Consider the following 2,697-nt stretch of genomic DNA (forward strand, 5'->3'; position numbering starts at 1 on the left):
GACTTGAGCCTGTCAACGACCAGGAGCCCGCCAACCAAGCGGTGGCGAAATGGTCCGATTGGCCCATTCGCCGATGGGTTGACTGGCAGGCAGCCAGAAATGAATTCATCGAAAGACGGACGGCCGGCGTCGTGCTATGGCGGCCACCTCCACACCGACACGACATCCAGTCAACCCGATTACAAAGGAATCACATGCTGCTATCCAGCACCGGAATCAAGTTACGCGTTCATCTACGTACCCACGACGGTGAAAACGTCTTCGTAGAACTCGAAAACGAAGACATCGAGAAAGCGGCAATGGCCAAAGCCAGCGTGACCGAAGCCGAAGTTCATCCCATCAGGATGATGTGCGTTGAATTCGTGCAGGCGATGACCAGCCCACTAAACAGCGGTGACCGCCTGAAAGCGTAACCGTAGCCCGGAAAGCCTTCCATCCTTCGCCGGTGCTGTCCTGAGGGAGCGGCCACCGGCGCCGCTGCGGCAGCCGCCTTCCTGGGCGCAGCGGCAGTGCCAGTGACCAGCACTGCGCATCCGTGCCGCCGGCGTGAGCAGCAGCAAACCCAAAATCCACAGCAGCATGAGCGCATGGAACGGTTTCATGGCATCGGCCTTGTCACATATCGTGACATGTGTTCCTGCAAACATCTCCTCTAATTGAAGGATGTGATATTCATCGAAATATAGGAAAGTGCACAGGTAAAGCGTGGTCGGTGCAATATGGCATGATTTTTTGCACCAATTACTTACGACAAGTCCGCACTGCCACGCTTCAGTAGGGCTCCATGAAATGTCCCATTTGAAGGGGGTACATCATGTCACAAAAATTTCCTGACGCAGACAGCACGACCAACCGCATCAGCCTGACTAATCCGCGCGTCGTGGAGTCGTGGTGCTCCGAGTTGAAATGCACAGAGTATGAATTGCGTGTGGCGGTCTATGCGGTAGGCAGCGAACCCGACGAGATCCGCAGTTATTTTCATCGCAGCAGAGACACCTGCCAGCAATGATTGCGAGCTGAGGCATAGCCGTCAGTATCGGGAGCCGTCCCAGGCTTCAGCCAGCTGGTCAGGTATCCCGGTCTTCATTCTGCGAAACGCAAGGCGATGCTCAACATCTTCGCACCACCGCTGAAATGCCTCGGGAGTCGGCGCAGGTCCAACTCCCTTTTGAAAGGCCGCCATCTTTTGCATAAACGCCATACAACGCCGCGTGCGCTCGAGCTCTTCATGCTGCTCAACTCTTACAGCGGCGCGTAGCGTTTCCATCATTCTGGAGTTAGCCATACGCCCTCCTGGGCAGTTAAGAAAGCGGATCAATACCTCTCCTGGCTCTCTGAGCCCCGCCGAATACCGAGAGAGTATTGAATTTACGACATAAACCAGTCCAAGTATTTATCCGCACCCCAGTGGGTCAGATCTGGACGGAATTCAACAGCTAGGCGTCAGCCTAAGAGTAAAAGCGTGCCCTACACACCTGGGCTATGGATAGACTTTGACGCTCGGCTTGCGGGCGTGCTTACTGCTGGGATCGTCGTCTTCTCTCCAAAGCTCCATCCGCTCTCCGTAGAACCTCAATCGCCAATTTGCAATCTGGTCACTACTCGAAAGCTTTCCCTTCAGTGGAATGATCACTTCTTGAGGCTTTCCCGTTGCTATCCAGGTCACAACCATCTGCTCTGGAATTGGCATTGGTGCATTCCAAAGACTTCCGCTGCCCGGCACTGAAACTCCCGAGAACGGCACCACCACTTTTCCATAAGTAATTTTGAGATCGTCAATCGGAGTTTCATATACCCGAAACGATAGGCCGTGCTCGACAAAGCCGCGGTGTGCACAGGCGGCAACAAGCAGTACCGCCAGGAGAGCAGTGAACAAGATGACGATGCGTTTGACGATGAATTTCATCATTGGAGTTTAGCCATGGGGTCTTCATGATGATTGACGTGCTCAGCCCAACAGAGGCGGATTTCTTTCGCGGCTTATTCCTCAGAGACCACAGAAATGAGGGGTTAGCCACCGACACTTGCCGGCTGCGCCGGTACGCAACAGAGCGGCGGTTTCGCGGGGCTGGGACTAGGTTGATTTTCCCATGTCAAATATATTGCGACGAAAACCGCGGCTTGCGCAAAGAGATGAAACGCTATTACCCCGCAGACAGGCGCTGATTTAACTGTGATGCCCTGCTTTGGTTCGTCCTGCTCGCCAGCCACAGAATTCAAGAGCTTTGCGAATTGCTCACACTCCCGCTGAGTGAGTTGGAGTACCCAAAGATTGGATAAGGAGAACACAAGATAGCTCCCTCCAATAACGAGAAACATTTCTGGTGCCCACGACACCTTATCTTTTCCAATCGTGTACCCAAGCACTGCGAGGCTCACTGCGGAAAAGTACGTCCATAACTTGTGGGCTGAGTCGGTGTGCTTGCTATACAAATCGTAGGCTTCTTTAAGGCCGAGTTTTGTAGGAACTGTGGTCATATGCATGCTCCACGCAGATAGACTGAGGCGAAGCTCCGCGGTCGTTCGTACTTAAGGGTTCACCGGCAGACGTATTGGCCAGAGCTCGTGTAGCCACAGTGTTGCTGCGGGCGGATGGGCGCTGGTGCCGGCGCATAGTTGGGCTGCACTGTGCCGGCCTGGCCAGTGTAGGGATTCGTGTTGCCCTTAGTGCTGTAATTGTCAAGGTTCGTGCTATTC

4 protein-coding genes are annotated in these 2,697 nt (G+C 54.0%); 2 read left to right on the forward strand and 2 right to left on the reverse strand.

Translation table 11 applies throughout. From position 1 onward, the window contains the following. On the forward strand, positions 1–413 hold a 413-nt coding region (locus AC1DWI_RS19145), incomplete at its 5' end, for a hypothetical protein (RefSeq protein WP_477725468.1). Between the two features lie 401 nt (positions 414–814). Next, positions 815–1,009, forward strand: a complete 195-nt coding sequence (locus AC1DWI_RS19150; protein ID WP_477669747.1) for a DUF3606 domain-containing protein — start codon at positions 815–817, stop codon at positions 1,007–1,009. 471 nt (positions 1,010–1,480) lie between these two features. On the opposite strand, the gene AC1DWI_RS19155 is transcribed toward AC1DWI_RS19150, so the two are convergent. Together AC1DWI_RS19155 and AC1DWI_RS19160 are read right to left on the reverse strand one after the other, a co-directional pair. After that, positions 1,481–1,906 (reverse strand): hypothetical protein, encoded by a 426-nt coding sequence (locus AC1DWI_RS19155; protein WP_477669748.1) that lies wholly within the window; start codon positions 1,904–1,906, stop codon positions 1,481–1,483. Between the two features lie 104 nt (positions 1,907–2,010). Next, the gene (locus AC1DWI_RS19160; RefSeq protein ID WP_477669749.1) at positions 2,011–2,478 is read right to left on the reverse strand and encodes a hypothetical protein; all 468 of its coding nucleotides are present in this window, start codon (positions 2,476–2,478) and stop codon (positions 2,011–2,013) included. Between the last annotated feature and the right edge of the window lie 219 nt (positions 2,479–2,697).

The organism is Polaromonas sp. P3_C2 (genome assembly GCF_056402675.1).

Bases quoted from the DNA above. Each gene is read 5' to 3' on its own strand.
- AC1DWI_RS19150 (WP_477669747.1), top strand. From the start codon at position 815: ATGTCACAAAAATTTCCTGACGCAGACAGCACGACCAACCGCATCAGC.
- AC1DWI_RS19155 (WP_477669748.1), bottom strand. From the start codon at position 1,906: ATGAAATTCATCGTCAAACGCATCGTCATCTTGTTCACTGCTCTCCTG.
- AC1DWI_RS19160 (WP_477669749.1), bottom strand. From the start codon at position 2,478: ATGACCACAGTTCCTACAAAACTCGGCCTTAAAGAAGCCTACGATTTG.